We start from the raw sequence: 23,442 nt of genomic DNA on the forward strand, positions 1-23,442 counted from the left end.
GGGGACGTTCCCTAGTTCGTGCAGGGCAGGTTGGAAAGGCCCTGCTCCGCGTGGGAGGCAGTGTTGCTGCAGTCGACCACGTTGTCGCGCACCGGTTTCAATGAGTATCCAAGCCCGGGACCGTTGACTTCGGCGGTGTTTTCCCGGAAGACGTTTCCGGTGCCCCATCCGTCGAGGATCTCGTGTGTTTGGAACCCGTCCAAGGGCGAGTTCTTGCCACTGTTCCTTTCTATCCGCCAGCCCTTGCCTTTGACATCAACCCAGGAGTCGGCCTCCCGAATTGATGAACCTTCGAAATTGTTGCCGATCAGGACCCCATCCGAGGTCCCTTCCTTGATGTCGACGCTCTCGGCAGTAGTGCCGGAGATGATGTTGTCGCTGATTTCGTTGCGATCGCTTTTGTCCGGTTCACACGATGAGATGTTGCACCAGTTGCTCTCGGCGGTGCCGACGTAGATGCCTTCGCCGAACTTTGGCTTGCGCAGGCCGGCGCCGGTCACGGTGTTGCCCGCCACCCTGTTGTCCGAGCTGAACCTGCGCAGGTGGATTGCCTCATCACCGATGCCTTCGACCAGAAGGCCCTGGATGACCGATTGGGTCGTCTCGTCGAGCATGACCCCTTTTTGCCCGTTCCGTACCGTGAAGCCCTGCACTGTCCAGTACGATGCCCGGTCCAGATGGAGTACGTAGCCCTCCTCCTGGCCGCCGCCGTCGAGCACCGCTCCCCTTCCGCCGCACAGTGTGACGTGTTGATCAGAGGTGCCGGCGCCCGTTCCCACGAAGTTGCCCACGTATACGCCGTCCGCGAGGAGGATCACTGCACCGGGCTGCGGCGCCGCAAGTGCCGCCGTCAGTTCGGCCGCCGTGGCCACTGTCACGGTTGCAGCGGGGCAGTCAGGGGGAACAGCCGCGGGCCCGCCGGCTCCGCCAAGGGGCCCGGCAGATTCCGTCGGACCCGGCGTAGAAGGTTCGCCAGCCTTCGGAGCCGCGTCCTGGAAGCTGATCACCGCGAAGACGGCAACCAGTGCCACCAGGACCATGAGGACCAAGGCGATCCACGCCGCGGGTTCCATCCTGCGGCCGGTCACTGGAGCTGCCTCACGTCGTTATATGTCACCACTCCCTTGCTGAGGGAGGTCAACGGGACATGGTCGGCGTAGGGGCTGCGGAGCACGCGTTCAGCGTTTCTTCCACGGGCCACGGCGGTCACCAGTAACAGGGCACCCAGGAGGAACCAGATAAAGGTAAGCGGCTGGAACACCGATTTGACCACGCGCTCCGCGGTGAACGCCGGCGCCCAGGCGAGGGTGTCGTTGTCTCCGACCAGGGCTCCCGTAGACGCTTCAGCCCAGATGGCAGTGGACCCGTTTCCCGCGACGAAGTTGCCTTCCACACTGGTCTCGTTGACTGCGCCCAGCAAGGTGATGCCGTGGTTGGAAATGTGGTTCATGGTGTTTTCCTTCACCACGGCGCCGGCGTCCCGTACGTAAATTCCCGTGTCCCCACCGGTGATGGAGTTGCCGGTAACCACCGCTGCGGAGCCCACATCCCTGATGGCCACACCCTGCCGGATCTGGTCCAGCAGGGTGTTGTCGGCGATGGTCACGTTCGTGGCCCCGTCCGCCGCAACAATCCCCACCTCGTTCAGGGCCACCCTGTTGTTCCGGAGAGTGAGTCCGGATCCACCAACCACCTCGATCCCGTACCGGGCGTTCCGCTCGAATGAACCGCCGCTGACCTGGTTGCCGCCGTAGCCGTTGACGGCGGTTCCCACGGCATTGGGACCATCGGCCAGTGGCTGGCCGTCCATGGAGAGTCCGTTGCGGCCGTTATCCCGGGCCTGGATGTTTTCAAAGCTGATCTTTTCGGTGGACCGTCCGATGCTGAACCCGTCAACGGCGTTCCCGGAGGAGGAAGTCCCCGTGATGGTGGCGTTGGTGACGAACCGGTGGAGCACCAGCCCGTCCACCAGGCTTCCGGAAATGATGGTGTCTTTGATGGCTACATCCCTGGCGTTGGTGACGAAGAGCCCGAAGGCGTTGCTGTCGACCCGAAGGTTTTCAATTCCTGCCGTGACCACACTGTAGTCCTGGGCGGATTCCTGGGTGAGGTCTTTCAGCTCGGCCTCCGGGAGGAGCCGGGCGCCGCCGCCCGCCTCCCGGGCCTCCGCCGACGTAGGCTGCTCGTCAGTGAACACAGCCACCGCATCCGTCCCGGTCAGGGAGAGCCCCCCGGTGTTTCCGCTCCAAAAACCCAAATGGGAGACGTTCGAGTGGGCAAAAGATGCATGGCCCCCAATGACGCGGATATAGGCCCGCCCATCCTTTGTGGTCTTGTCCGGTCCCCCCTTGGTGCTGTCCCAGCTTGAGACCGAAACCTTGGAGGCCTCGGAGCCGCCCAGGGTGAGGGATCCACCCAGGGCCACCACGGAGGCAAACCCCTCCGCTCCACTTTCAAGCCGGAGGTCCAGGCCACGGGCCGGGTCCGGGGAAGCCAGCGCGAGCGTGGCTCCTGCGAGCACGGCAATGCTCTCGGAGAGCAGGTACGATCCACCTTGCTGCAGACGGAATGCATTGGGGGCCAGGGCCAGCAGGTCCGTCACCGTGTAGGCCGCGCTGCGGGCCGGGAGGACCAGCGTGTAACTCGATCCTGTCCGGATCCGATAGGCGCCTTCGAGGCCCTCCACCCGCCACCGGGCTGCGGAGGCGATGGTCCGGACGTAGACCAGCCGCTCGTCTTCCTGCTCCACGAGGCGTGCCTCGCTGGCGGGGTCGCCCGGATAGAGCACTCCCTGGACGTTGCCGTTGTCCGCAATCTCGTTGCGGCCCATGGCATCCACCGCGTCACCGTTACCTATGCTTCCCGCATAGATGAAACCTGCGGTGGCCAGCGTGACAGCCAGGGCAGCAACCATAATCACCCGGCCCGTCTTCATGCTGCCACCTCCCCGGTGGACAGGCTCGCCGCATCCTGTCCGTCGCCGCCCAGCGTGTCTGCGTGGCGGGTCAGCCAGCCCTGCTTGTTCATGGTGGCGAAGGCGTACAGCTTGATGGGGAGGGCAACGAGGATCACCGTGACCGCCAGAACGGGAAGGATCAGGATGTCCTTGGGATGCCTCCGCAGATGGGAGATGCCGCGGATACCCCGGCCCAGCAGCAGCCAACATACGGCCGCGGCCACGCCGAAGGGTGTGGGATCAAGCCGGTTGAAGATGAGGTAGAACATGGTCAGGCCCATGGTGAGGGGCGTGAGGATGATCTGCAGGACGGTCACCTTCGTCACGAACGGCACCCGCCAAAGCCATCCTTTGGCTGCCGCGGTGAGATAGCACCGGTACGAGTTCCGGCTCCAGCGGATGCGCTGCTTCATGAATGCCCGGAAGCTGGCGGGGAACATGGACAACGCGCGGGCCGAGGACTGGTGGACGGTTTTGTAGCCGGAGGCGAGCACCAGCCACGTGAGCCGTCCGTCGTCGCCCGAGATGCACCGCCTGCCCATAAAGTATTCGTTCTCCAGGTGCTCGATCAGTCCCATCACGGCGCTGCGCCGGTAGACCGCTGTACGGCCCGAGATGCAGGGCACTGCACCCGCCCGGCCCATCGCCGGGACGTAATCGAGGTACCGGACGTTGACCAGCCAGTCCGCTATCCGCCGCCAGACACTCGTGTCCCGCTGGTACACGGTCTGATGGGTCCCCACACCCCCGACGGAGGGGTCAGCAAACGGCATCTGGACGTTCGCCAGCAGGCCAGGCTCCCACCAGGTGTCAGAATCTGTCAGCACCAGGATGTCGAACCGCGCCATCCGCATGCCAACGCCCAGCGCGGATCTCTTGCCGACGTGGTGGAACAGGACCGGCCGGATTGTTTCGTCCGCCAGTGCGGTGATCCGGTGATAGGCGTCCAGATCCTCAACATCCAGGACCACGATGATCTCGTCCGGTTTTTGGGCCCGCCATGATTCCAACGCACTCATCAGGATCTCGGGATCCTCATGGAACGACGGGACCACCACCGACGTGGACGCCCTGAAATCCGTCACGATCGGTCCGGCACGGTGGGAGAGGACGAAGCGGTAAAGCCAGAGGCCCCAGACAATCACACCGGCGACGGCCAGCGGAAAGTAGGGCGAAATTTCGGCATAGAACTCGCTGACGCTGCCGCCGGTGAGGCTGCGAAAGGCATCATTGAAATCCAGGGGAAGGGGAGGCATGAGCGGTCCTTCGCTGTTGCGGATGTCAGTGAGGGAACTGCCGGGCGGATACGCCGGCGGTCAGTCCGGTCCGCCACATCGATTCGGGTGGCGGAAGCCCTGTATCTATCACCCCCACGGCGGGGGCCGGGCTGTTCACTGCTGCCAACTCTCCGATGAGCCTTGTTATCGAGCATGCGGGAGCAGGTTCGTCCGCCGCCAGTATTCGCGCTACCCTAATTCACTTCGTGACTACCCGACTTCCTTCGTCCGGGGTACTCGCGTTCTACACAGGTGATTACTGAGATTGTTTCCGGAAGGGGATTGGGACCTCATGGCCGTAGCGCGTCGTCGGATCGGCATCGAAGAAGGGAAGGCGGCGCTCGCCGCGTGGCGGGAAGCCGCCGCCACGCCGTCGGACGCCCCGCTCCCCCGCAGCGTCACCGCTACGGCCGTGCGGTACACGCTGGAGGAAGTTACGGCCCGCGCCCCCGGCAACTCGGTGGAGGTCAGGGTGCCTCCGTTCGGCGTCACCCAGTGCGTCGAGGGGCCGCGGCACACGCGCGGCACCCCGCCGAATGTGATCGAGTGCGACGCCGTCACCTGGCTCTCGTTGATAACGGGCCAGTTGACGTGGTCGGACGCAGTGGCCGCGCACCGGGTGGCCGCGTCAGGACTCCGGGCGGACCTCTCAGCCCTGCTGCCGCTGTAGGGGCTTCGGGGACTACTTCCCGGGGTTGAGGACCACCTTGATGCAGCCGTCCTCTTTCTTCTGGAACTTCTCGTACAGGGCGGGCGCACCGTCCAGGCCGGAGCGGTGAGTGACCAGGTCCATCACGCCCAGCGGATCAGCGTCGTCCTCCACGAGCGGAAGCAGGTCATCAGTCCAGCGGCGCACATTGCACTGCCCCATCCGGACCTGGATCTGTTTGTCGAACATGGTCAGCAACGGCATGGGACTGGCCTGGCCACCGTACACTCCGCTCAGCGAGACCGTCCCGCCGCGCCGCACGGCGTCAATGGAGGTGTGCAGCGCAGCCAGCCGGTCCACCCCGGCCGTCTCCATTGCCTTTTGCGCCAGCTTGTCCGGCAGCAGCCCGAGTGCCTGGTGCGCGAAGCCTGCCACCGGGGAACCGTGGGCTTCCATGCCCACGGCGTCCACTACTGCGTCCGGTCCACGCCCGCCAGTCATCTCCCGCAGTTCGTCCGCAACATTCTTGCTGTAATCGATGGTCTCCACGCCGTGCCGCCCTGCCATGGCGCGGCGCTCAGCCACCGGATCCACGCCGATGACCCGGAGCCCGCGGTGGACACCGATCCGGCCGGCGAACTGGCCCACGGGCCCCAGCCCGAATACCGCCAACGTGCCACCTGGCGCCACATCCGCGTACTCCACTGCCTGCCAGGCCGTGGGAAGGATGTCGGAGAGGAACAGGTACCGCTCATCGGGCAGGTCCATTCCCACCTTCACCGGACCGTAGTCTGCGTGTGGCACACGCAGGAATTCGGCCTGCCCGCCCGGGACGGACCCATAAAGCTCCGAGTAGCCAAAGAGGGCGGCGCCCGATCCCTTATCCCGGACCTGCGTGGTTTCGCACTGGGACTGGAGCCCCTGCGAACACATGTAGCAATGACCGCAGGCAATGTTAAAAGGGACCACCACCCGGTCGCCTTTGCGCAGGTTGGTGACGGCACGTCCGACATCCTCCACGATGCCCATGGGTTCGTGTCCGATCACGTCCCCCTTGTGCATGTACGGGCCGAGAACCTCATAGAGGTGCAGGTCCGATCCGCAGATTGCCGTGGACGTGATCCGCACGATCGCGTCGGTCGGTTCCTGGATCACGGGGTCCGGGACGTTTTCCACCCTGACTGAGCGCTTGCCTTGCCACGTGAGTGCCTTCATGGTCTGCCTTTCTGTCGGATCCGGCGAATGTGCGTCCTTCGACGCTAACGAATTGTCGCGAAAAAAGTAAGCAGGCTGACTAATTTCCTGTGAAGACCGGCGATTCCTTGTGAAGGCCCGGGACGGCCTCTAGCGTAGGGAAGGTCAGATGTGACCCACCGACAGTGAGGAGGCGCCGCCATGGCGCTGCACCAGCCGGAACCCGTAGAGATCTCCACCCGGATGCGTCCCGGGGAATGGACAGATGCCACCCTGGCCGAACTGGTCGCCAGCTACCGCGCCAAAATCATGGACATGGGCGCTTCGGCTTCGGAAGTGGTGGAGGAGATCGAGAAGAACGACGACGGCTCGGTCAAGGTGAACGTTTCGTGGGTCAAGCCGGCGCTTTAGGTTTCCAGCCCGAGCAGCCTGCCGATGGCACTCTGCTGGAGATTGTCGAGTAGGTCACGGGGGCCGGCATAAACCTCGGCGGCCCCCGCATCAAGGAGTTCAGCGGCGCTCCTGCCGCCACAGGTGACGCCGATGGACGGCATTCCCAGTGCAGCGGCGGCTTTCATGTCCCACACCGCGTCGCCGACAAACACGGCCGCGGCAGCCGGCACCCGAACGGCCTCCAGCGCCGCGACAAGAATGTCCGGAGCCGGCTTGCTTTCCTTCGCGTCATTGGCGCTGGTGGCCGCATGGATAAAAGCGTCCGCGGCAAGCGCCTTGCGGCTGGCAGCCAGGTCCTGGTTCCGCGCGGATGAAGCCAGGGCGACGGCGAGTCCCCCGGCGTGGCACTGGGCAAGCAGCTCTTTGGCGCCGTCGAACGGGCGCAGTGATGGCCAGCTGCTGGCGAAAATCGCCGCGTGGCTGGCCATGATGTCTGCGTCGGCACCCTTGTCGCGGCTGCCGGGAAGGAGGCTGTCCACCAAGCGGTCGCCACCCATTCCCACGTGCCAGTGGATGGCAGCCATGGGGACGTCATACCCGCGCTGGCGGAACGCCTGCCACCACGCGAGGGTGTGGACGTACGCGGAATCCACCAGCGTCCCGTCAACATCGAAAAGCACGGCGCCCCGCCACCAGGCTGCCGGGCCATGACTCTGCGGGACCATCACCCGACTGTTGCGCGCGGGGTCTTGGAAGCCTTCCGGGCCCGGGGTTCCAGGCTGTCCTTTGGAGCCGACACGGTGCGGCTCTTACCCCGGATGACCCCGCCGGCCCCGTTGTTGCTGCAGTCCTTGATCAAGCCCGTACCGGCGATCTCGCGCGCCATGGCGACGCCGGCGACGGCGGCCCGCTTGGTTGGAAACGTCACCGAGATTGCCATCAGGCTTCCTGAGCCGTCCAGCATCCGCACTCTGTAGCCGCCGTCAGGCGCATCCACCAGCTCAAAATGTCCGGCCATTCCTACCACCCCTCGTTCAGTCGCGGTGGCGTGCCGTGTCTACGGGCACTCCGCGAGTATTTAGTAAGTCTACTTACCTCTTCCGTGGAGTTGAAGTGCGCACCGCCCACCGGGCCGTTACTGCCCTACCCTTTCGGACTCAGGCGGAATAGGGGTATCACTTCGCCGGACCGTGTCCTGATGCAGTTCGAGGGCGCTTGTCACGAGCGCGAAGTGGCTGAAAGCCTGGGGGGTGTTACCCAGTTGCCGCCCCGCCTCCACGGCCCACTCCTCACTGAGCAGGCCCACATCGTTGCGCAGTTCCAGCAGCCGTTCGAAGAGGACGGTGGCTTCCTGGCTGCGCCCGGCCCCCAGGAGCGCCTCCACAAGCCAGAAGGAGCAGGCCAGGAACACACCTTCGTCCCCCGGCAGCCCGTCGTCGCTGTCGGCAGGGCGGTAGCGCAGCACGAATCCGTCCTCGGTCAGCTCCCGCTGGATGGCCTCGATGGTTCCCACCACGCGGGGGTCATCCGGCGGCAGGAACCCGACCCGCGGAATCAGCAGCAGGCTGGCGTCGAGTTCGGGCCGTCCGTAGGACTGCACAAAAGTGTTCCGGACGGGGTCGTAGCCGTTGGCCATGACCTCAGCATGGATAGCGTCCCGAAGGGCCTCCCACCGTTCCACCGGTCCCGGCAGGCCGAAGTCACGCACGCCCTTGACCATGCGGTCCGCCGCCACCCAGGCCATCACCTTGGAGTGCGTGAAATGGCGGCGTGGTCCACGCATCTCCCAGAGCCCGTTGTCCGGCCGGTCCCATACGGTTTCCAGATGCTGCATCAGGGCAACCTGCAGATCCCAGGACTCATCAGTGTGTTTCAGCAGCGAGTTCCGCGTCAGGGCCAGGCAGTCAAGCACCTCGCCCCAAACGTCCAGCTGAAGCTGCTCGGCGGCACCGTTACCGGTCCGCACCGGCTTGGAATTCTCGTAGCCGGCCAGCCAGGGCAGCTCCAGTTCCGGCATCCTCCTTTCGCCATGGATCCCGTACATGATCTGCAGATCAGCCGGGTCACCCGCCACAGCGCGGAGCAGCCAGTCCCGCCACGCGGCAGCCTCCGCTGTGTAGCCCGCTGCCAGCAGCGCCTGAAGCGTCAACGTGGCATCCCGCAGCCAGCAGTAGCGGTAGTCCCAGTTACGGGGACCCCCGAGTTGTTCCGGAAGCGAGGTGGTCACGGCGGCAACGATGCCGCCGGTGGGCGCATACGTCAGGGCTTTCAACGTCACCAGGGACCGGAGCACGGCGTCCTGGTACTTTCCCTTGACGGTGCACTGGGAAGCCCAGCCGCGCCAATAGGCCAGGGTTGTGCCCAACACGTGCTCCGCGTCCACCGTGTTGGGCCGGGGAACGTGGCTGGGCGCCCACGTCAGGACAAAGGGAACCCGCTCCCCCTCCTTGACCGTGAAGTCACTGATCGAGTGCATGTTTTCGCTGTGGAGGGGTGCCGGGGTGACGAAGTAGACGGCATCCGGACCGGCGATGGCGTGCAGGCCGTGCTTGTCTTTCCGCACCCAGGGCATGATGTGCCCGTAGTCGAACCGCAGGGCCAGTTCGCTGTGCATCCTCACGCTTCCGGTGACGCCTTCGACAATCCTCACGATGTCCGCCACTTCGTCACGCGGGGGCATAAAGTCGATCACCCTGACGGTGCCGTCGGGGGTTTCCCATTCCGTTTCGAGGACCAGCGTGCCCTCTTTGTAGCCGCGTCTGGTGCAGGTGCCGCCACCCTCGGGTGCCAGCAGCCAGCGCCCGGACTCGGGCGTATCAACCAGCGCGCTGAAACAGGCCGGTGAGTCGAAGCGGGGCAGGCAGAGCCAGTCGATGGAGCCTTCTGTGCTGACCAGGGCGCCGGTGTGAAGGTCCCCAACAACTGCATAATCCTCGATGAGCGCCATGACCTTACACTGCCACAACGATGCCCTGTGCAGGGGAAAACGCAGCGAAACCCTGCGGGGAAACACCCGCGCCCAATCCGGCACAGTAGCCTGAAGGCAAGGCCAGTCCCCGAAGACACCGGAGGCATCATGACCCACCCCGCATGCCCGGACGGCTGCTGACCGTGGCGATCCATATCGGCACCTCCGGCTGGAGTTACGACCATTGGGACGGTGTGCTGTACCCGCCGGGCCTCCCCGCCCGGGACAGGCTGCAGCATTACGTTGCCCGGTTCAGCACCGTCGAACTGAACGCCAGCTTTTACCGCTGGCCAAGGGATACCTCCTTCGCCAGCTGGCGTCGCCGGCTCCCGGACGGATTCGCGATGTCCGTCAAGGCTCCCCGCGGCCTGACGCACGGCAAAAAGCTTTACGCGCCTGAAGTGTGGCTGGAGCGGATAGCGCGGTGCTGGCACGAACTGGGCGACAAACGGGCAGTCCTGCTGGTTCAGCTTCCGCCGCAGATGGAGCGCGATGATGCCCGGCTGGACTACTTCCTCGCCGCCGTGCCCTGGTGGATCCGCGTGACCGTCGAGTTCCGGCATTCCAGCTGGGACCATCCTGACGTCTACTCCCTGCTGGAGCGGCACGGAGCCGCATACTGCATCATGAGCGGCGCCAACCTCCCGTGCATTCTGCGCGCCACGGCACCGTTCGTCTACATCCGCCTTCACGGCCCTGACCATGAGCATCTGTATGGCGGTTCCTACTCTGACGCGGACCTTCAGTGGTGGGCGGACCGCATCCGGGAATGGTCGGCGTCCGGCCTGGACGTGTACGCCTATTTCAACAACGACGGCGGCGGGAATGCGGTGCGGAACGCCGAAACCCTGCGGTGGTTCGTGGGGGCCGGCTGACGTCACGTACGACGGCGGCACCGCCGCACGTGCCGGCGCGGCGGTGCGCTGTGGCAGAGTGGAGGCATGGACATGGCTCCTCAGAATTCATCCCGGAACACTCCGCACCAGGCTCCGCTGTCCGGCACGCAGCTATTCCGCCTGGCTCACCGGATTTCAGACACGGTCAATTCCACGCGCATCCGCCTCGCGGGACGCTGGAATTTTTCCCCGCAGACTATCGGCTACCAGGGCTACGGATCATCCACCGGGTGGGTGCGGGTTCTTGGCCGGGTCCTGCTGACAAAGAAGCCGGTCCCCGGCAGCCCGGCCGCCCATGCGGCCCTCAACGGCACCCAGAACGTCCGCGGCTGGCGGGCCTTCACCAGCGTTCCCCTCCAGCACACCGAGGTGGAAATCACCATCGGCGGCGTGTCCACGCGGGTCAAGGCAGACCGCGGCGGGCTGATCGACACGGTAGTAGACGTAAAACTGTCCCCCGGGTGGCATACGGCTGTCCTGCAGGCGGACGGGACCGAGCCGGTGGAGACCCTGATTCAGGTGATCGGTGAGGACGCGAAGTTCGGCATCGTCTCCGACATTGACGACACCGTCATGGTGACTGCCTTGCCGAGGCCGTTCCTGGCCCTGTGGAACACGTTTGTGCTCAGTGAGCGGGCACGCATGGCCACGCCGGGGATGGCTGTCCTGCTGGACCGGCTCACCATAGAACACCCGGAAGCCCCCGTCATTTACCTCTCCACCGGCCCGTGGAACGCGGCGCCCACGCTCAAACGGTTCCTGGGCCGGAACATGTATCCCGCCGGCGCCCTGCTCCTCACCGACTGGGGCCTCACGCAGGACCGCTGGTTCCGCAGCGGACAGGAGCACAAGCACCGGAATCTGGAACGCCTTGCCAAGGAGTTCCCGGACATGCGCTGGCTGCTGATCGGCGACAACGGCCAGCACGACGAGCAGATCTACTCAGGTTTTGCCCAGGACCATGGGGACAAGGTGGCCGCCATCGCCATCCGGCAGCTCTCCGTCAGCGAGTCCGTGTTTGCCGGCGGCCACTCCGAGGACGGCGACCACACCGCCTCGGCAGTGCCCTGGATCTATTCGACGGACGGTGCCGGGATGGCCAAACAGCTCAAGGTCCTGGACCTGCTCTAGGTGTAATTCCCACATCTAGGGCCCATCAGCACCGCATCAGTCAGGCGGACGCGCCCGAGGTGGTCACGCCGTCGTCGGGTACTGCTGCTGCATCGTCTGCTTCGTCCGGTTCCGCACTCAGGGCGTGCGCGACGGCGGCACCCGCCGCCGCGGCAAGGTTCCGTTCCTCGATGAGCTCCTGGAACCAGAAGTAGGAAGCCTTGGGTGTCCGCTCCAGGGTCTCGAAATCGACATGGAGCAGGCCGAACGGCTGGTTGTACCCCGCGGACCATTCAAAGTTGTCCAGCAGGGACCACACATAGTAGCCGCGCAGGTCAATGGCCTCGGCGTCACCGCCGGGGCCTGTGGCCTCCAATGCGGACTGGATGTGGTCCGAGAGGTATTTGAGCCGCCGTTCGTCCGGGATGAACGTGGTGTTGGTGGATTTGTCGCGGACGAGGATGTCCTCGAAGCTGGCCCCGCCTTCGGTAATGATGACCGGCGGCAGGTTCGGATAGCGCTCGGCCATCTCCTTGAGCGCCACCTTCATGTACTCGGGCTTTACCGGCCAGCCGTAGGAGGTGATGTCCGCTTCCGGCCAGGTCACCACGTGGAACGGCGTGGCACCGTTGCCCGCGGCACTCAGGTCGCTGCCCATGGCCTCCGCCATGCTCGCCGGCACCGCACCTTCGCCCGGGCCCACCGCAACCTTCGTGGGCATGTAGTAGTTCAGGCCGTAGAAGTCGAGCGGCTGGGAGATGATCTCCATGTCCTCGTCCGGGTGGTTGAAGGAGCTGAAGAACTTCGCGGCCCGAATGATGTCCGGGTACTTGCCGGTGAGGACCGGGTCAGCGTAGAGCCGGTTCTGGGCGATGTCCATGAGGCCCGCGCTGATCTTGTCCAGGGGGTTGATGGAGTTGGGGACCATGGGCGAGTACACATTGGTCATCCCGATCTCGCCGGGGACCCCCGCCGCCCGCAAGGCCTGGAGCGCCACGCCATGTCCCAGAAGCTGGTGGTGGACGGTAGGCAGGGCGTTGAGCATCAGGGCTTCGCCCGGCGAATGCAGGCCCAGCGTGTAGCCGTTGGTGGTGACAGTGGCGGGCTCGTTGATGGTGCACCAGCGTGCCACGCGGTCACCGTACGCGGCAGCGGCGATCGCGGCGAACTCCGCGAGGCGGTAGGCGGTGTCGCGGTTCATCCAGCCGCCGGCGTCGTCCAGTGCCAGCGGCGTGTCCCAGTGATAGAGGGTCAGCATGGGTGAAATGCCGTTGGCGAGCAGCTCATCAAGGAGCCGGTCGTAGAAAGCCAGGCCGGCAGGGTTCACAGGGCCGCTGCCGTTGGGCTGGATCCGGGACCAGGACAGCGAGAACCGGTACGAATCGACACCGAGCTGTTTCATGAGGGCCACGTCGTCCGGCATGCGGTGATAGTGGTCGGTGGCAACAGCAGGGCTGTGGTTCTCCACGATGGCGCCGTCCTTGGCGGAAAACACGTCCCAGCCCGCGGGACCCCGGCCGTCTTCAGTGAGCGCGCCCTCGATCTGGAAGGCGGCGGTGGCCACGCCCAGGGTGAAGTCCGAAGGGATACGGGCTGCCAGGTCTTTGGCGGAAATATGCATGGTGTCAGCCCTTAATGAAATGCGAAAACATGGAACTGGTGAGACTCAGAATCGTACACCGGCGTGGCTGTCGGACCGGACTGTTAGGGTCGGGGCATGGATGAAAAACTGGGGAAGTTCATCGATGATTTTGGCGCGCTGGTCCAGCTTTCGCAGGCCGGCAACCATCGGCAGCAGAAAGGCCTCCAGCTGCTTCCGGCGCTGACCGCACACCTGAGGGCTCCCGCTGACGGGCTCTCGGTGGTGGAGGAAAAGATCCCGCCGCACCGCTTTGTGGACGCTGACATTGTGATGGCGGGGCTCGCCGCGCAGGACCCCTCCAGCCGGCTGGTCGGCATCGGGGGCGGGGGCCAGCGGCACCACCAGTCGTTCAGTGACATGGTGCAGCAGTCCCAGCTCTATCCGCAGTTTCCGCTCGCCCAGCCCGACTACGCCAACCTGGCGGTAGGGCCGGACACACAGCGGCAGGCCGTGGCGCTGGGCCTCTGGCTTTTCAGCTTCGCCGGGAACCCGCTGGCGGTCTTGCAGCGCGACGCCGAGCCTCGCTCCGGACGCCAGACAGCATCGCTGGAGGTCCTGGCCACCAACCCGGAAACCGCCACGAAGTTCCTGGCGGAATTCCGCGTCCGGCTGGATAACAACAGCGTCCTCAAGGGCCAGGTCATTTCCCTGGTGATGTCCGAGTACGGCCCCAGCACCGCGGGGGTGACCTTCCACCACCGCCCCCGCCTGCCGGCGTCGGAGGTCATCCTGCCCGACGGACTGCTGCAGAAGGTTGCCGATCACACCGTGGGCATCGCCACACACAGGGCGTCCCTCAAGGACCACGGCCAGCACATTAAGCGCGGCATTCTGCTCTACGGCAGGCCGGGGACGGGCAAAACGCACACCGTGCGCCACCTCCTGAGCCAAAGTGAAGGCTCGACGGCCATCCTCCTCTCGGGCGGGTCACTCGCCCGGATCTCCGAGGCGGCCCGCATGGCCCGCGCGCTCCAGCCGTCCATTGTGGTGCTGGAGGACTGCGACCTCATTGCGGAGGACAGGAGTTTCGGTCATGGACCGCAGCCGCTGCTTTTGAGGTTCTGGACGCCATGGACGGGCTGGACGACGACGCTGACGTGGCGTTTGTCCTCACCACCAACCGGCCGGACATGCTGGAGCGGGCACTGGCCCAGCGGCCGGGCAGGGTGGACCTCGCCGTCGAAATTCCGCTCCCGGCGCACGCCGAGCGGGTCCGGCTGCTGGAGCTGTACGGCCGCCTCGTCGGCTTCAGTCCCGCGGCACTCGAGGCCGCCGCGGAACGGACGGAAGGCACCACCGCATCCTTCGCCCGCGAGTTGGTGCGCCGGGCCGTGGTGGCCGCGGCACTGGAAGACGTGCCGGTCTCCGACTCCCACCTCAGCGCCGCCGTCGAAGACCTGATGGCCGACGCCGAAACCCTCACACGCAGCCTGCTGGGCAGCGGTTCGGATCCGGCGGCCGGGCCTGGTCCCGGTTTCCCCGGGCCCGGGCTTCCCCGGCCGGGACTATTGTGAGCCGAACAGGAATTCCTTGGCGTGCGCCACTGCCTTGCGGTAGGCATCGTTCCGGAGGGTGACGAGCTGCTCGGTGTCGCCGTCGGCAGGTTCGAGATAGCCCGTGTAGCCCGGCCGGAGGACCCAGATATCACCGGCGGGCGGGAGATAGAACACTCCGAAGGAGCGCTGCTGGCGTTCCTCCGCTGTCCATACCGGCACAACCGCCAGGGCCGCACCCGTGGCCGGGTTGATCCACTGCGCGCGCGGAAGCGGCTCTTCATGGGCCTCGGGATCGAGAAACGGGGCGGTACCCTTGCCCCAACGCGCTTCGAAGCGTTCGTGGAACGCCGGAATCAAATGCGAATCGTAGCGACGCCATTCGCTCATTGTTGTGTCCGCCTCCTCGCGGTGATGCTGCCGCCCCGTGGTGCGGACTACGTCCAGGGTCCGCTTTCCCAGCGTACGGGCGTGATTCTGATGGTGTTGCCGGCCGGCTGGTCACGCCGCTGCACCTTGCGGACCGGAATAACCACCGGTCCGCTGCTCTGCGTGCCTGTACCTGCCCCGGCGCGGCTCCGGTCGTAGGCCGCGCGTTGGGCGGGGTCACGCAGGACAGAGAACGCCTGCATGATCTGCAGCAGCTCACGGCGGGACAGTTCACCGCCTTCTGCCGCGCCGTCATCCAGGTCCGGATGGTGGGTGCGCATCAGGGCACGGTAGGCGCGGGAGATCTCCTGCGGGCTGGCGGCTGGCTTCACGCCCAGAACGTCATAGTAGTCCGGCTGGCTGGTCATGGCGGCGTCCCGGTGAATTCTCAGGAGCACGGCGCCGGGGCGCCGGCATCATGCCGGCGCCCCGGAGAAGGGCTAGCCCTTGATCTCGTGCATCTGGCCCTTGGTTTCGATCTCGATCTTGCGCGGCTTGGCCTGCTCCAAGACAGGGATCCGCAGGGTCAGGACGCCTTGGTCGTAACTGGCCTTGATGTGCTCCGTGTCCAGGGTGTCGCCCAGGATCAGTTGGCGGCTGAACACACCACGGGGGCGCTCCGCGGCCACCAGCTCAACGTTGGGCTGGGTCGGATCAAGACGCTCCGCCCGCACCGTCAGGACGTTCCGCTCAACATTCAGGTCCACGGAGTCGAGCTTGACCCCGGGCAGGTCAAAGGCCACCACAAAATGACCGTCTTCCTGCCAGGCGTCCATAGGCATGGCCGCCGGCCGGGCCGCTGTTCCGAAGACCTGCTGCGTCAGCCGGTCCAGCTCCCGGAACGGGTCCGTACGCATCAACATCATTTCCCACTCCTTCAGCACTTGCAGTTCATTGATTGGGTAATACCCACGGGCCACTATCTGTGGTGGTGGATATAGATTTTTTATAGCACCTGTGCGAAACTGAGGCAAGCCACTTTCGAGAGTTTTTTGGGAGCAGACATGACCGAACCGGACACCGAACCTGCACGCCAGCCCCGGGCGGGCCAGGGTCTCTACGCCATCTCCGTAGCTGCCCAGCTGGCAAGCACAGGACAGCAGAACATCCGGCTTTACGAGACCCGCGGACTCCTTAGGCCCGCGCGTACTGCCGGCGGCACCCGTCAGTACAGCGACGCCGACATCGCCATCCTCCTGCACATTGGAGAGCTGCTGGAGCAGGGGCTGAACCTTGCCGGCGTCGCAAAGGTCCTGGAACTTGAGGCTGCCAACGCCAAACTGCGCCGCGCGCTTAAACGCGCCCGCTCTCTCCCGCAGCGCTAGCGCCTTCCGGAACCGCCCGACGCCGGCCGGTCAGGTTCCGCGTCCGCCAGCCAGCCGGTAGGACTCATCGAGCAGTTCGCCCAGTTCAGCGGTCTCGATCCGCGCCAGCCGCACCAGCACCAGCTTGGGTGACCGTTCGTGGTGCGGAGTCCAAAAGTAGGTTTCGGGGTCCGTTCCGGCCAAGGCTTCGCGTTCGGTGGTTTTTACGGTCAGTACGCCGTCCTCCCATATGCGTGCCACCAGCGTTTTTGCGAACCAGGCGGGCTGGCCCCAGCTGCTCCGTTCGGTGACACCGGGCAGTGCCAGGCACATCCTGCGGACATCCTGTTCGGTGGCCATAGCGGCTAGTCGCCGGGTGCGTCGGCTTTGGAGAGCTCGCCGGTGATCCGCTCACCCGGAATCCTGGCGGTCCGCCACGTGTCAAGGGCAATGACGGCACCCAGGATGACCAACGCCAGGGAAAGCGAGGCGAGGGCGTCACTGAGCCAGTGGTAGCCGAGGTAAAGCCGGCTCACCGCGGCCAGCACAATGCCAACACCCGCACCTGCAAAACCCAGAACGGCGGACCGCGGGTTCTCCCGGCGCGAGAAGCTCAGGAAAGTGCCCACCAGCAGGAAGTCGCAAGCCCCCAGGACGTGGCCGGAGGGAAAGGAAAAGGTATGGTCGGCCCCGAAGAGCATCAGCTCCACGGGCGGACGCGACCGCCGGACGATCTGCAGGATGATCTGCGAAATCACCACGCCGCTGAGCATGGCGGCAGCCAGGACGATGGGCCGCCACGCGTGTTTGGCCGCAAACCCCCACGCCACCGTGACCACCAGCACGATGATGGGCAAGGCGATAGGTCCGAAGATCACGGCGAGGAAGATCATCACGCCCGTAAGCGTCTCCGAGCGGGTGCCCAGCAGCCAGTCCCGGATCGGCTCGTCCGGTCCCCACGGGGCGGTGCCGCTTTGCACTACCCCCACGAGGGTGGCGATGAACATCAGGGCGCCTACCCCGATCAGGATTACCGCAGCGCGGTAGAGGTTCCTGCGCGCCCCCGGCTCCATGTAGCGTTCTTCCACCACAAACTTGTCATGGAAAATGCGCCACCAATGGGGCCCCTTCCCGGATTTTCCTGCCTGTTCTGCCACGTCTGACTTCCGTCCCTGCGCCGTTGAAGACTTCCTTCAGATGAAGACTATCGCTGTAGCCTGACCGGATGGGCGCAATGAACGAACTGATCAGCCGGAGCAACGTGGAAGCGCTTGCTGACATCCTGGCGCTGTCAGCACCCGGGACGCAGTGGCCCAACGTGGGCGTGGCAGCAGCAACGCTGGAGGAGCTCAGCCTGCGCGGGCGGACCGACCGGGTCAGCGGAGCCCTGCTGGCTGACCTCCGGCAGGTCCCTCGAGCGGACTATTCGAGCACGGCAGCCCTCTTCCGCCGTGCTCTGGACCACCCGGGATTCACAGGCTGGATCCTCTGGCCGGTTTCCGAAACGGCAGTCACCCTGGCACTCGAAACGGACACCACGGCCGGCTTTGCTGATTGCCTGGCGCTGCTGGCCGAGCTCACCCCGCGGCTCACCGGGGAGTTTGCCATCCGGCGGCTGCTCGCCCGTGATACCGACGCCGCACTCGAAATAGTCCTCCGGTGGACGTCACACCCGGACGAACACGTCCGCCGCCTGGCCTCCGAAGGCACCCGCCCCTACCTCCCGTGGGCGGTGCGGGTTCCGACTCTGGTTGAGCGGCCCGAGGCGACCATTCCCATCCTGGACGCCCTGTACCGGGACCCGTCCGACTATGTGCGCCGGTCCGTCGCCAACCACCTCAACGATCTGGCCCGGCATTCACCGGATGCCGTGGTGGCGACGGCCGGCGGCTGGCTGCAGGCCCCGGATGGCAACACGGCGTGGGTGGTCAGGCACGGCCTGCGGACCCTGGTCAAGAAAGGCCATCCGGGCGCGCTGGCACTCCAGGGCTTCGCGCCGGCGTCGGTTGCTGTCACCGCACTCCGGCTGGACCGGCAGGTGGTGGCGATGCCGGAAGACCTCGGGTTCGAGTTCGAGATTTCGAACACCGGGCGGCAGACGCCCGGCTGGCCGTGGACTACGCGGTCCACTACGTCAAGGCCAACGGCAGCCAGTCCGTGAAGGTCTTCAAACTGACGGCACTAACGCTGGCCGCCGGCGAAACACGAACACTGGCCAAGCGCCACGCGTTCAAACCGATGACCACCCGCGTCCACCACCCCGGACTGCACGCCCTCGAAGTGCAGGTCAACGGTGTCCGGCACGGCCATACGGAATTCGAAGTCCGGACGTAGCTGAACCGTACTGGTTCCCGGTGAGCTCCGCGTATAGCTCCCGGACCCGGGCGCTGATATCGTCCCGGACCAGGCGCATCCGTTCCATGCCTTCGATGCCGCGTTCGGAGGGCTCGTCGGTTTCCCAGACCTCCAAGCGGGTGCCCTTGCGCGGTTCGAGTTTCGCTTCGGTGCCCAGGACAATGACGGCGTCCACGGTGTCCAGAACCTCGTTGGTGACAGGTTTGGGATGTTCGCCGGTGATGTCGATGCCCAGTTCGGTCAGGGACTCCACAGCCTGCGGGTTCAGGGACGTGCCCGGTTTGGTGCCTGCCGAGTACACGGTCACGGCCCCGCCGGCGAGCTGGTTCATCAGGCCGGCGGCGAGCTGGGATTTGCCGCCGTTCTTGCTGCACACAAAGAGCACGGAAGGGATCTTCCCCGCAGCAGGTGTTTCCAGTGTCATGGGAGCGTTGTTTCCTTTGTGAGTGAGGCCACCAGGGTCTTGACCCGTGCGTGGATCTGGTCGCGGATCTCCCGGACCGTTTCGAGGGGCTGGCCGGCCGGGTCCGGGAGTTCCCAGTCCTCGTAGCGTTTTCCGGGGTAGATGGGGCAGGAGTCGCCGCAGCCCATCGTGATCACCACATCGGAGGCGCGCACCACGTCGTCGGTCAGCGGTTTGGGGTAATTCCGGGCAAGGTCCAGGCCCATCTCGGACATCACAGCCACAACATCCGGATCGAGTTCCGCCGACGGCAGGGAGCCGGCGGACCGGACATGAATCCTACCCTTGGCCTCGACGGTGAGCAGGGCGGCGGCCATCTGGGACCGTCCGGCGTTCTGGACGCACACGAACAGGACCTCGGGCACCCCTGCGGCAACCGCATTGGACTTCGCCAGGGCGTTCAGCCGGTCGTTGGCAAAGTGCTCCGTGGTGGCTGGAAGGTAGGCGGTGACCTTCGCGGTCCTGGCCAGCGCCGCATAGGACTCAAAGACATAGCGCTCGACGGTTTCGGCGGCAAAAACCCCGGCGAACCTGTCAGCGAGGCGGGCGCTGATGCGGTGGAGTAGCTCGGTGTTGTCCTGCAGCCCCAGGCTGGTCTCACGGTGTTCAGTCATGACGGCACTCCAATTCTGGGTTAGGGACAGACGGTGCTCAGTTGATGCCGGAGCGGCCGTGGGCCAGGCCGGTGGGGAAGCCGACCAGCACCGGCTCCGGAGCGGCGCAGCAACCGGTCTCCGCCGCGGCAGCGACGGGCGCCGGGGCATCGCAGCTGGTACCGGAGTCGGTGGAGCAGACCCCCGTTTCGGGGAGTTCCAGATGCACCGTGTCAGCGGCTTCGCGGTCCCCGGCGAGGGCCGCGGCGACAGAGCGGACCTGTTCGTAGCCGGTGGCCAGCAGGAAGGTCGGGGCCCGGCCGTAGGACTTCATGCCGACAATGTAGAAGTCCTTCTCCGGGTGGGCGAGCAGCTTAGCGCCGTGCGGCTGAACCGTGCCGCAGGAGTGGAATTCCGGGTCTATCAGCGGGCCCAGCTGGGTGGGTGCCTCGACGGCCGGGTCCAGGTCAAGCCGAAGTTCGCGCAGGATGTCCAGATCCGGGCGGAACCCGGTGCAGGGAACGACGACATCGGCATCCAGGGTGCGTCCATCGACAGCCTCCACGCTCACGCCGGAGTCCAGGGATTTGAGTGCGGCGATGCCGAAGCCCGTGTGCAGTTCGATGGTTCCGGCCTCGACGAGGCGGCGGAGCCGGGAGCCGAGCTGGCCGCGGGCCGGCAGGCCGTCAAGGTCCCCGCCGCCGTAGACCTTTTCCGCGGAGGGCCCCCGTACGGCCCACAGGATAGTGGTTGCGGGTTCCTCCTTCGCGAGGCCGGCGAGGCTGATCAGCGTGTTTGCTGCCGAGTGGCCCGCCCCGACCACCAGGACGCGGCGGCCGGCGAAGGAAGCGCGGTCCCGTCCGGCGACGTCAGGCAAGGGCAGGGAGATCCGGCCTGCTGCTGCCTCTTCACCGATGGCGGGAAGCCCGGCGGTGCCGAGCGGGTTGCGGGTGGACCAGGTGCCCGACGCGTCAATGACGGCGGAAACAGTGTGATCGCGGACCTCGCCGCCGTTGCGTTCGACCCGGACGGTGAAGGGCATGGTGCCGCGGTCCCGGGTGTGGGTTTTGTCCATGCCCTGGCGCGTCACGGCGATGACCCGGGCGCCGGTCTGAAGCCGGGGCGCGAGGGCCGGGGTGGCAGCCAGCGGGGTGAGGTAGTTGTCAATCAGTTCCCCGCCGTAGGGCAGCGCGGTCAGGCGGGGAGACTCCCAGCCCGTACCGTCGAGCAGGCGGACGGCGGCGGCGTCGAGATTGAACCGCCAGGGTGAGAACAGCCGGATGTGGCGCCACTGCCCGATGGCCCATCCCGCCGTCGGGCCGGCTTCGAAGATCAGCGGCTCGAGGCCGCGCTCCAGGAGGTGGGCCGCGGCGGCAAGACCTATGGGTCCGGCGCCGATGACTGCGACGGGAAGGTTCTTCACTGGATCCAAGCTGTCCTCTGTTCCATCTGTAGGTGTCACGGTTGGGGATTGGCCTGCCGGGTCCTCATGGGCCCGGCAGGCGGCGTGTCAGCAGCAGCCCTGCATGTCATCGTCGTCGTCGCAGCAGCCATCGCCACAGCAGCCGGTGTTCATTCAGCTCACCTCCTTGCCTGCCGGAGTGAGGGACCCGATGAGTCCTTCGATGCGGGTTTTGATCTCGTCGCGGATGGGGCGGACGGCGACCACGCCCTGGCCGGCCGGGTCCTCCAGGACCCAGTCTTCGTAGCGCTTGCCGGGGAAGTACGGGCACTCGTCGCCGCAGCCCATGGTGATCACCACGTCGGATTCCTTGACGGCTTCCGTGGTGAGGATCTTGGGGATTTCGGCGGACATGTCGATGCCGAGCTCGGCCATCGCCTCGACGGCGGCCGGATTGACCTTATCGGCGGGCTGGGAACCGGCGGAGCGGACCTCGATGCCGCCCTTGGACAGCGTGGTCAGGAACGCGGCGGCCATCTGGGAACGGCCGGCATTGTGGACGCACACAAACAGGACGGAGGGCTTCTTGGCGGATTCGGTTTCGGTGCTCATGGTGTTTCTCCTGAAGTCAGTGAGGCGTGGATCGGTTTGGTTGTGCCATCGTCCCCGCCGCCCTGCGAATCAGACATTGATGATTGTCGATATAGGCAGTATCGGGCAGGAGATCGATGCTTGTCAATATTTGCGGGCCGGGGATTCAGGCAGCGTGCAGACGGGGTGCGAGGCCGCCGACACGGCGGGCGATCTCACTGAATGCGGCTTCGAACGCATCCTCCGTGTTCAGCCGCAACGGATCCGGAACGGACCAGTGGATTCCTCCCGGATTGAGGATTTCCTCATGGGCGTTATCGCACACCGTCACCACAAAGTCATCGCCATGCGCCACGTCATCCAGCCGTCGCGGGGGAAGGTCCGCAAGCGCGACCCCGTGGCGGTTCGCAACATCAATGGCGCCCGGGGCGATGCGGTCCGCGGGATGCGTTCCCGCCGACGCGGCAGGAATTTCACTGACCTGGTTCCAGAGGGCGGTGGCCAGCTGGGATCTGGCGCTGTTGCGGGTGCAGACGAAGAGGATGCGGCGGGCCCCGTGTTCGCGTCCGGGAGCCAACCCTTCCAGGGCGCCCGTAGCGAGCCGGATGTAGCTGCGCCGCTTGTCCGCTTCCGATCGGTGACGTGCGGCCAGACCCGCGCTTTCGAGCGTACGCAGGTGATGTGACAACAGGTTTGAGGGCATGCCGAGTTCGGCCTGCAGCTCGGTGGGCGAAAAATCCCCCAGAGTCAGCAAGTCCACAATACGGAGCCGCGCCGGATCCGCGAGGGCCGCATGTTTGGCAACCCGCGCCATAAAAACGTCAACTGGGTCAGTATTCATTGGTTCAATTTTGACTGAGTTAATTTCTTCCGTCAAGCTATTGTCATGACTTCTCACCAACCGCCGCTGTGGCGCCGCGCCGTCGCTGAGCTGCTCGGCACCAGCCTGCTCGTGATGATCGTGGTGGGTTCCGGAATTGCAGCCCAGCAACTCTCCCCCAACGACACAGGGCTGCAGCTGCTCCAGAACAGCACCGCCACCGTCCTCGGCCTGACGGTCCTCATTCTCGTCCTGGGGCCTGTCAGTGGCGCCCACTTCAACCCTGCAGTGTCCCTGGTGGACTGGATCCTCGGCCGCCGCAGCGGAACCGGCCTGAGCCTGCCGGAGCTGGGGACCTACGTCATTGCCCAGACCGTGGGCGGGATCAGCGGCAGCGTCATCGCGAACGCCATGTTTGAGGTGGGAACCTCCATCTCGGCCAAGGACAGGGCGACTCCGGGCCACCTACTCGGCGAAGTGGTTGCCACCGCGGGCCTCGTGCTGCTGATTTTTGCCCTGGCCGCCACCAGGCGGGGCACCCTCGCGGCCCCTGCCCTCGGCGCCTACATCGGCGCAGCCTACTGGTTTACGTCTTCGACGTCCTTTGCGAACCCGGCAGTGACAGTGGGCCGCATCTTCAGTGATACCTTCGCCGGCATCGCCCCGGCGTCGGTCCCCGGCTTCGTGGCCGCCCAGCTGATCGGCGCAGCGGCCGGGCTTGGGCTCCTGCTCGTCCTGTTCCCCTCCGCGTCCCGGACCGCAGATGACGTGGTTGTGCCTCACGCTTCGGAATCACCCGGCCGATAGCGTCCCTGTCCGGGTAGATTCCCGAAACTGCCCGTACTTCACATGGCAACAGCCAATCAACGATGCCCAAACTACCAGCGTTTACACCGCCCACGCCGAG

27 protein-coding genes and 1 pseudogene are annotated in these 23,442 nt (G+C 65.6%); 10 read left to right on the plus strand and 18 right to left on the minus strand.

Going from position 1 to position 23,442, the window contains the following annotated elements; all coding sequences use genetic code 11:
* Positions 1-11 precede the first annotated feature (11 nt).
* The 3 genes from IDT60_RS16160 to IDT60_RS16170 are packed head-to-tail and all read right to left on the minus strand — an operon-like array spanning position 12 to position 4,212.
* The gene (locus tag IDT60_RS16160) at positions 12-1,088 is read right to left on the minus strand and encodes a DUF1565 domain-containing protein (protein WP_223883759.1); all 1,077 of its coding nucleotides are present in this window, start codon (positions 1,086-1,088) and stop codon (positions 12-14) included.
* Positions 1,085-2,935 (minus strand): right-handed parallel beta-helix repeat-containing protein, encoded by a 1,851-nt coding sequence (locus tag IDT60_RS16165; RefSeq protein ID WP_191079818.1) that lies wholly within the window; start codon positions 2,933-2,935, stop codon positions 1,085-1,087. Before IDT60_RS16165 ends, IDT60_RS16160 begins: the two co-directional genes overlap by 4 nt.
* A complete protein-coding gene (locus tag IDT60_RS16170) occupies positions 2,932-4,212 on the minus strand; it encodes a glycosyltransferase (protein ID WP_191079819.1) in 1,281 nt (426 codons plus the stop codon). The genes IDT60_RS16165 and IDT60_RS16170 overlap by 4 nt, the downstream gene beginning before the upstream one ends.
* A gap of 313 nt (positions 4,213-4,525) precedes the next feature.
* Here IDT60_RS16170 and IDT60_RS16175 point away from each other — a divergent pair, with 313 nt between their 5' ends.
* Positions 4,526-4,903 (plus strand): sterol carrier family protein, encoded by a 378-nt coding sequence (locus tag IDT60_RS16175; RefSeq protein WP_191079820.1) that lies wholly within the window; start codon positions 4,526-4,528, stop codon positions 4,901-4,903.
* A gap of 12 nt (positions 4,904-4,915) precedes the next feature.
* On the opposite strand, the gene IDT60_RS16180 is transcribed toward IDT60_RS16175, so the two are convergent.
* Entirely contained in the window at positions 4,916-6,097 is a 1,182-nt protein-coding gene (locus tag IDT60_RS16180) for a zinc-dependent alcohol dehydrogenase (protein WP_191079821.1), read from the minus strand.
* Positions 6,098-6,277: 180 nt separating this feature from the next.
* On the opposite strand from IDT60_RS16180, the gene IDT60_RS16185 reads away from it, so the two are divergent.
* A complete protein-coding gene (locus IDT60_RS16185) occupies positions 6,278-6,487 on the plus strand; it encodes a hypothetical protein (protein ID WP_191079822.1) in 210 nt (69 codons plus the stop codon).
* Here the strand turns inward: IDT60_RS16185 and IDT60_RS16190 are convergent.
* The 3 genes from IDT60_RS16190 to IDT60_RS16200 form a co-directional block, all read right to left on the minus strand.
* A complete protein-coding gene (locus IDT60_RS16190; protein WP_191079823.1) occupies positions 6,484-7,194 on the minus strand; it encodes an HAD family hydrolase in 711 nt (236 codons plus the stop codon). The two genes, IDT60_RS16185 and IDT60_RS16190, sit on opposite strands and share 4 nt — an antisense overlap.
* Positions 7,194-7,487, minus strand: coding sequence for a hypothetical protein (locus IDT60_RS16195; protein ID WP_164205087.1), 294 nt, complete (start codon positions 7,485-7,487; stop codon positions 7,194-7,196). Before IDT60_RS16195 ends, IDT60_RS16190 begins: the two co-directional genes overlap by 1 nt.
* Before the next feature lie 117 nt (positions 7,488-7,604).
* The gene (locus tag IDT60_RS16200) at positions 7,605-9,416 is read right to left on the minus strand and encodes a glycoside hydrolase family 15 protein (RefSeq protein WP_191079824.1); all 1,812 of its coding nucleotides are present in this window, start codon (positions 9,414-9,416) and stop codon (positions 7,605-7,607) included.
* A gap of 164 nt (positions 9,417-9,580) precedes the next feature.
* Here IDT60_RS16200 and IDT60_RS16205 point away from each other — a divergent pair, with 164 nt between their 5' ends.
* Both IDT60_RS16205 and IDT60_RS16210 read left to right on the plus strand, forming a co-directional pair.
* Positions 9,581-10,312, plus strand: coding sequence for a DUF72 domain-containing protein (locus IDT60_RS16205; RefSeq protein WP_164206762.1), 732 nt, complete (start codon positions 9,581-9,583; stop codon positions 10,310-10,312).
* A 66-nt stretch (positions 10,313-10,378) separates the two neighbouring features.
* Positions 10,379-11,464, plus strand: a complete 1,086-nt coding sequence (locus IDT60_RS16210) for an App1 family protein (protein ID WP_164205083.1) — start codon at positions 10,379-10,381, stop codon at positions 11,462-11,464.
* Positions 11,465-11,504: 40 nt separating this feature from the next.
* On the opposite strand, the gene IDT60_RS16215 is transcribed toward IDT60_RS16210, so the two are convergent.
* Complete coding sequence (locus IDT60_RS16215) at positions 11,505-13,064, minus strand: glycoside hydrolase family 1 protein (RefSeq protein WP_191079825.1); 1,560 nt, start codon at positions 13,062-13,064, stop codon at positions 11,505-11,507.
* 675 nt (positions 13,065-13,739) lie between these two features.
* On the opposite strand from IDT60_RS16215, the pseudogene IDT60_RS23425 reads away from it, so the two are divergent.
* Together IDT60_RS23425 and IDT60_RS23430 are read left to right on the plus strand one after the other, a co-directional pair.
* Positions 13,740-14,069, plus strand: a pseudogene (locus tag IDT60_RS23425) (AAA family ATPase); the annotation flags it as partial.
* 86 nt (positions 14,070-14,155) lie between these two features.
* Complete coding sequence (locus tag IDT60_RS23430; protein ID WP_255527063.1) at positions 14,156-14,599, plus strand: hypothetical protein; 444 nt, start codon at positions 14,156-14,158, stop codon at positions 14,597-14,599.
* On the opposite strand, the gene IDT60_RS16225 is transcribed toward IDT60_RS23430, so the two are convergent.
* From IDT60_RS16225 to IDT60_RS16235, 3 genes are all read right to left on the minus strand, one after another.
* On the minus strand, positions 14,591-14,968 hold the full coding sequence (locus IDT60_RS16225; protein WP_191079826.1) for a hypothetical protein: 378 nt from the start codon (positions 14,966-14,968) through the stop codon (positions 14,591-14,593). The two genes, IDT60_RS23430 and IDT60_RS16225, sit on opposite strands and share 9 nt — an antisense overlap.
* Before the next feature lie 47 nt (positions 14,969-15,015).
* Positions 15,016-15,375: a J domain-containing protein gene (locus IDT60_RS16230; RefSeq protein ID WP_191079827.1), complete on the minus strand. Its 360-nt coding sequence runs from the start codon at positions 15,373-15,375 to the stop codon at positions 15,016-15,018.
* 72 nt (positions 15,376-15,447) lie between these two features.
* Entirely contained in the window at positions 15,448-15,870 is a 423-nt protein-coding gene (locus IDT60_RS16235) for an Hsp20/alpha crystallin family protein (protein WP_191081987.1), read from the minus strand.
* 141 nt (positions 15,871-16,011) lie between these two features.
* On the opposite strand from IDT60_RS16235, the gene IDT60_RS16240 reads away from it, so the two are divergent.
* Entirely contained in the window at positions 16,012-16,332 is a 321-nt protein-coding gene (locus IDT60_RS16240) for a MerR family transcriptional regulator (protein ID WP_164205073.1), read from the plus strand.
* A 30-nt stretch (positions 16,333-16,362) separates the two neighbouring features.
* Here IDT60_RS16240 and IDT60_RS16245 read toward each other — a convergent pair whose 3' ends face one another.
* Positions 16,363-16,671, minus strand: a complete 309-nt coding sequence (locus tag IDT60_RS16245) for an MmcQ/YjbR family DNA-binding protein (protein WP_191079828.1) — start codon at positions 16,669-16,671, stop codon at positions 16,363-16,365.
* A 5-nt stretch (positions 16,672-16,676) separates the two neighbouring features.
* Positions 16,677-17,468, minus strand: a complete 792-nt coding sequence (locus tag IDT60_RS16250) for a phosphatase PAP2 family protein (protein WP_370590698.1) — start codon at positions 17,466-17,468, stop codon at positions 16,677-16,679.
* A 68-nt stretch (positions 17,469-17,536) separates the two neighbouring features.
* Here IDT60_RS16250 and IDT60_RS16255 point away from each other — a divergent pair, with 68 nt between their 5' ends.
* Positions 17,537-18,472: a DNA alkylation repair protein gene (locus IDT60_RS16255; protein WP_223883760.1), complete on the plus strand. Its 936-nt coding sequence runs from the start codon at positions 17,537-17,539 to the stop codon at positions 18,470-18,472.
* Positions 18,424-18,645, plus strand: a complete 222-nt coding sequence (locus IDT60_RS23300; RefSeq protein ID WP_223883761.1) for a hypothetical protein — start codon at positions 18,424-18,426, stop codon at positions 18,643-18,645. Before IDT60_RS16255 ends, IDT60_RS23300 begins: the two co-directional genes overlap by 49 nt.
* Here the strand turns inward: IDT60_RS23300 and IDT60_RS16260 are convergent.
* The 5 genes from IDT60_RS16260 to IDT60_RS16280 form a co-directional block, all read right to left on the minus strand.
* Positions 18,599-19,090, minus strand: coding sequence for a low molecular weight phosphatase family protein (locus IDT60_RS16260; RefSeq protein WP_191079829.1), 492 nt, complete (start codon positions 19,088-19,090; stop codon positions 18,599-18,601). The two genes, IDT60_RS23300 and IDT60_RS16260, sit on opposite strands and share 47 nt — an antisense overlap.
* A complete protein-coding gene (locus IDT60_RS16265) occupies positions 19,087-19,743 on the minus strand; it encodes an arsenate reductase ArsC (protein ID WP_191079830.1) in 657 nt (218 codons plus the stop codon). Before IDT60_RS16265 ends, IDT60_RS16260 begins: the two co-directional genes overlap by 4 nt.
* A 37-nt stretch (positions 19,744-19,780) precedes the next feature.
* Entirely contained in the window at positions 19,781-21,154 is a 1,374-nt protein-coding gene (locus IDT60_RS16270; RefSeq protein ID WP_191079831.1) for an FAD-dependent oxidoreductase, read from the minus strand.
* Between the two features lie 144 nt (positions 21,155-21,298).
* A complete protein-coding gene (locus tag IDT60_RS16275) occupies positions 21,299-21,736 on the minus strand; it encodes an arsenate reductase ArsC (protein WP_191079832.1) in 438 nt (145 codons plus the stop codon).
* A 145-nt stretch (positions 21,737-21,881) separates the two neighbouring features.
* Positions 21,882-22,556 (minus strand): helix-turn-helix domain-containing protein, encoded by a 675-nt coding sequence (locus IDT60_RS16280; RefSeq protein ID WP_191079833.1) that lies wholly within the window; start codon positions 22,554-22,556, stop codon positions 21,882-21,884.
* A 45-nt stretch (positions 22,557-22,601) separates the two neighbouring features.
* Here IDT60_RS16280 and IDT60_RS16285 point away from each other — a divergent pair, with 45 nt between their 5' ends.
* Positions 22,602-23,342 (plus strand): MIP/aquaporin family protein, encoded by a 741-nt coding sequence (locus IDT60_RS16285; RefSeq protein WP_191079834.1) that lies wholly within the window; start codon positions 22,602-22,604, stop codon positions 23,340-23,342.
* Positions 23,343-23,442: the final 100 nt, after the last annotated feature.

The organism is Pseudarthrobacter sp. BIM B-2242, from assembly GCF_014764445.1.
GTDB classification, from domain to species: domain Bacteria; phylum Actinomycetota; class Actinomycetes; order Actinomycetales; family Micrococcaceae; genus Arthrobacter; species Arthrobacter luteus_A.